Annotated in this window: 5 protein-coding genes; all 5 read left to right on the top strand. The window is 35.9% G+C overall.

From position 1 onward, the window contains the following. Positions 1 to 89: 89 nt before the first annotated feature. Positions 90 to 992 (top strand): oxygen-dependent coproporphyrinogen oxidase, encoded by a 903-nt coding sequence (gene hemF / locus AB8B65_RS14035; protein ID WP_405301761.1) that lies wholly within the window; start codon positions 90 to 92, stop codon positions 990 to 992. A gap of 33 nt (positions 993 to 1,025) precedes the next feature. After that, on the top strand, positions 1,026 to 1,457 hold the full coding sequence (locus AB8B65_RS14030) for a PaaI family thioesterase (protein ID WP_405301760.1): 432 nt from the start codon (positions 1,026 to 1,028) through the stop codon (positions 1,455 to 1,457). A gap of 16 nt (positions 1,458 to 1,473) precedes the next feature. Then, complete coding sequence (locus tag AB8B65_RS14025; RefSeq protein WP_405301759.1) at positions 1,474 to 1,878, top strand: hypothetical protein; 405 nt, start codon at positions 1,474 to 1,476, stop codon at positions 1,876 to 1,878. Positions 1,879 to 1,993: 115 nt separating this feature from the next. Beyond that, positions 1,994 to 3,286: an AAA family ATPase gene (locus AB8B65_RS14020; RefSeq protein WP_405301758.1), complete on the top strand. Its 1,293-nt coding sequence runs from the start codon at positions 1,994 to 1,996 to the stop codon at positions 3,284 to 3,286. Continuing rightward, positions 3,286 to 4,239, top strand: a 954-nt coding sequence (locus tag AB8B65_RS14015; protein ID WP_405301756.1) for a tetratricopeptide repeat protein, incomplete at its 3' end; no start/stop codon positions are given. The genes AB8B65_RS14020 and AB8B65_RS14015, both read left to right, overlap by 1 nt.

The raw sequence follows: 4,239 nt of genomic DNA, 5'->3' as shown, positions 1-4,239 counted from the left end.
TTTCAGAAAGTTTACAGAACAAATTTGTAACCATAACTATTCTTGTTGCCAAAAAATCATTGTTATCTTTGCAGCATAAAATTAACTAAATGAAAGACCTTTTTCTAAACTACATTCATCAATTGCAAGACACAATTACATCAAAAATTGAAGAAATTGATGGAAAAGCCATGTTTGAAGAAGATTTGTGGAAACGCCCAGAAGGCGGCGGCGGACGTACACGCGTAATTGAAAATGGCGCTATTTTTGAAAAAGGTGGCGTTAATATTTCGGCAGTTCACGGCGAACTTCCAGAAGCATTGCGTAAAAACTTTAATGTGGAACAAGGTGATTTTTTTGCCTGCGGATTGAGTTTGGTATTGCATCCAAAAAACCCGTTCATTCCAACAGTTCATGCCAATTGGCGCTATTTTGAAATGTATGATGCCGATGGAAATATTGTAACACAATGGTTTGGCGGCGGACAAGATTTGACGCCGTATTATTTATTTGATGAAGATGCAACACACTTTCATACAATATGTAAAGAAGCCTGCGACAAACATCATCCAGAATTCTACCCAAAACATAAAAAAACTTGTGATAATTACTTTTGGAATGCACACCGTAATGAAGCGCGTGGCGTTGGCGGATTGTTCTTTGATTATTTAAAAGAAACCGAAGAATTCTCCATGCAAGATCGTTTTGACTTTGTAACGGAAGTCGGAAATAGTTTTCTAAATAGTTACGTACCAATTGTAGAACGCCGCAAACATATTGAATACACACAAACGCACAAAGATTGGCAAGAAGTACGTCGCGGACGTTACGTAGAATTCAACTTAGTACACGATCGCGGCACCTTGTTTGGACTCAAAACCAACGGACGAATTGAAAGTATTTTAATGAGTTTGCCACCAACGGTACAATGGAAATACAATCATCATCCAGCGGAAGGAAGCGAAGAAGCAAAGTTGATTGACGTATTGAAAAATCCGAAAAATTGGGTTTGATAAAACGCTAAATAATATACTCAAATTCAATTTATGGAACACTACCAAAAGTTAGCACGTATGTATTTGTCTGCAAATATGAATACACACATTTATCAAACTACCGAAATTACCATTGATGACGAAACGGCTACAATTTCGATGACAATTGATCCAAAATATTTTCATGCACTTGGCGCGATTCACGGTTCGGTATATTTCAAACTTTTGGACGATGCCGCTTTCTTTGCAGTCAATTCCATTGTAAAAGATGCCTTTGTTTTAACGACTGCGTTCAATATCAACATTACACGACCTGTAAGCGAAGGAAAAATTACAGCTACAGGAAAAGTCAAATTCAAATCGCGCAATTTATTTGTAGCCGAAAGTAGTTTGGTTGATGAAAAAGGCAGCGTAATTGCTTTTGGAACTGGAAATTTTGCCAAAAGTAGAATTCCGCTCAGCGAAGAAATTGGGTATAAATAAATGACAATCATACGCTATGAAAAACATACTTCTCATACTAATCTTTAGTGTTTTTGCAAACAGTGTTTTTTCACAGGAAATTCACGAGAAATATCAATACAAAAAAGAAAAATCTAGCAACTCAACTGGTTGGAATATTACAGATTTAGACAGCTTAGTGCTTTACAAAAATGGTACTTTTCATCGTACGCGCTTGTATCTATTTCACGAAGTTGTTTATTCAGAAATAAAAGGAGAATGGAAAATTAAAAACGACACTATTTACTTGAATATTCAACAACAAAAAGAAAATAAGTCTGATAAAAAGTGGAAAAAAATAAAGGCAAGTCTTCAATATTATAAAAAAAGACGAAAACTAAAACCAATAAACGGATTAGAGTTTCGGGCAACACACTATTTAAAACGTCTTAAAAATAAATAAATCAGTTCTTCCTTTTCAATGGCTTTTCCTAAAAACTATCGTATTTTTAAATAATATTTTTGAAATAAAGTAACAAAAACTGATTTTAGGTATACCTATTAGAAAAATTAAACGAATGTTAGAAAGTTTATTAGAAGCCTTACAATTTTCTCCCAATAATATTCCGCTCAAACTGCAAATTGCAAAACTATACATGCAACAAGGAAGTTTTGCGGAAGCCGAACAACAACTCATCCAAATAATTGATTTGGATCAGCATCATTTGGAAGCCAAATACGAATTGGCAAGCTGTTTTTACAAGCAGCAAAAAATTACCGCTGCGGAAGTCTTATTAGAAGAAATCATCAAAATACATCCCGAAAAAAAATATGTAGAGTTATTGTGTTACTGTCAAATCAATCAAGAAAATTATAGTGACGCGCAAGAAACCTATAAAGAGTTAATTGAACTCGATCCAAGTTATCAGAATGAAGATTTTGACGCTGCATTAAAGGTAAATACAACACGCGAACCCGATTTTATTGATGAAGACGGTTTGTCATTCCTCAAAAAACCCACAACCAATTTTGCAAGTATTGGCGGAATGGAAGAGATTAAAAAAGAGATTGATCTCAAAATAATTAAACCGTTGGCACATCGTGATTTGTACAAAGCCTACGGTAAAAAAATTGGTGGCGGTATTCTATTATACGGTCCGCCAGGATGCGGAAAAACACACATTGCACGTGCAACGGCTGGAGAAATCAACGCGAATTTTATCAGTGTTGGCATCAATGATATTTTGGATATGTGGATTGGGAATTCGGAAAAAAACTTACACGAAATCTTTGAAACTGCACGAAAAAATACGCCGTGTGTCATTTTTATAGATGAAATTGATGCGCTTGGCGCGAACCGTAACGATGTCAATAAAACTTCGGGAAGAACGGTAATTAACCAGTTTTTGGCAGAATTGGACGGAATTGACGCAGATAACGATGGAATTTTAGTGCTTGGCGCCACAAACGCTCCGTGGCATTTAGATCCTGCTTTTCGTCGTCCAGGACGATTTGATAGAATCATATTTGTATCGCCACCAGATGTGGAAGCAAAAGCAGCCATTTATAACATTCATCTCAAAGAAAAACCAACGGAAACCATTGATTATATGGCGTTAGCCAGCGCTTCCAAAGAATTTTCGGGCGCTGATATTCAAGCTGCAATTGATGTTGCTATTGAACGTAAATTAGAAGCTTCTTTCAAAGATGGTATTCCAAAACCATTGAGCACAAAAGATATTTTAAAAGCTATAAAAAAGACAAAACCTAGTACGAAAGAATGGTTTGTTTCTTCTAAAAATTATGCCTTGTATGCGAATGACAGCGGATTATACGATGATATTTTAGCCTATTTAAACATTAAGAAATAATGGAGTCAAAAAACCATTTAAGAGGCGTACAACTGTTCGAATTAGGACGTTTTGAAGAAGCCATCACGTATTTGAGTGAAGCCGTTTCGGAAAGTGTCTATAGTTATCCGAGCAAATATTATTTAGCGTTGTGCTTCTTTAATGTGAGCGATTATGAGAAATCTTCTCAAATGATTGACGAATTACTTCGAGAAACACCAAATGAAGGCAATTTATTCTTTTTAAAAGGACAAATTGCGTCTCGCATAGGCAAATTACAAGAAGCCATTAGTTTGGTAGATAAAAGTATTGAACTCGATCCGTATCAAGCCGATTATTTTGGTTTTAAAGGCGCGTTGTTGATGGACAAAAAGAAGTTTGAAGAAGCGTTAAATTTTGTCAATGAAGGTTTGCAATTAGATCCTAAAAATTCCGCCTGTTTAAATATTCGTGCGCGCTTGTTAACCAAGCTCAATCGCAAAGAAGAAGCCAATCAAACTGTAGCACATATTTTGTATGACAATGCAGAAGACGATTATGCACATGCTAATGTTGGCTGGGTTTCATTGGAAAATGGCGATACTAAAAAAGCTTTGCATCATTTTAAACAAGCCTTGCAACTCAATCCAAACATGCAATACGCACGCGAAGGCATGGCAACAGCGATAAAGTCAAAGAATTTATTGTACAAATGGTATTTGCAATATGCTTTTTGGATGAGCAAACAATCGTCGCGAAATCAATGGATTTTTATCATTGGTTTGTATGTGGCGTATCGCTTGGGCGTAAAAGTATTGGAAGCGTCTGATTTAACATTTTTAATCATTCCGTTAGTCATTGTATATTTAGTTTTTGTCCTTGGCGGATGGATTATGGAATCGTTATCCAACACCATTTTACTAGGCGATTCGTACGGAAAATATCTGCTCACAGACAATGAAAAATACAGTGGTTACGCTTTTGGCGGATTGACC

The organism is Kordia sp., assembly GCF_045105435.1.
Lineage (GTDB): Bacteria > Bacteroidota > Bacteroidia > Flavobacteriales > Flavobacteriaceae > Kordia.
The sequence above is the reverse complement of the archived record's forward strand: the minus strand, read 5'-3'. Positions and strand labels throughout refer to the sequence as shown.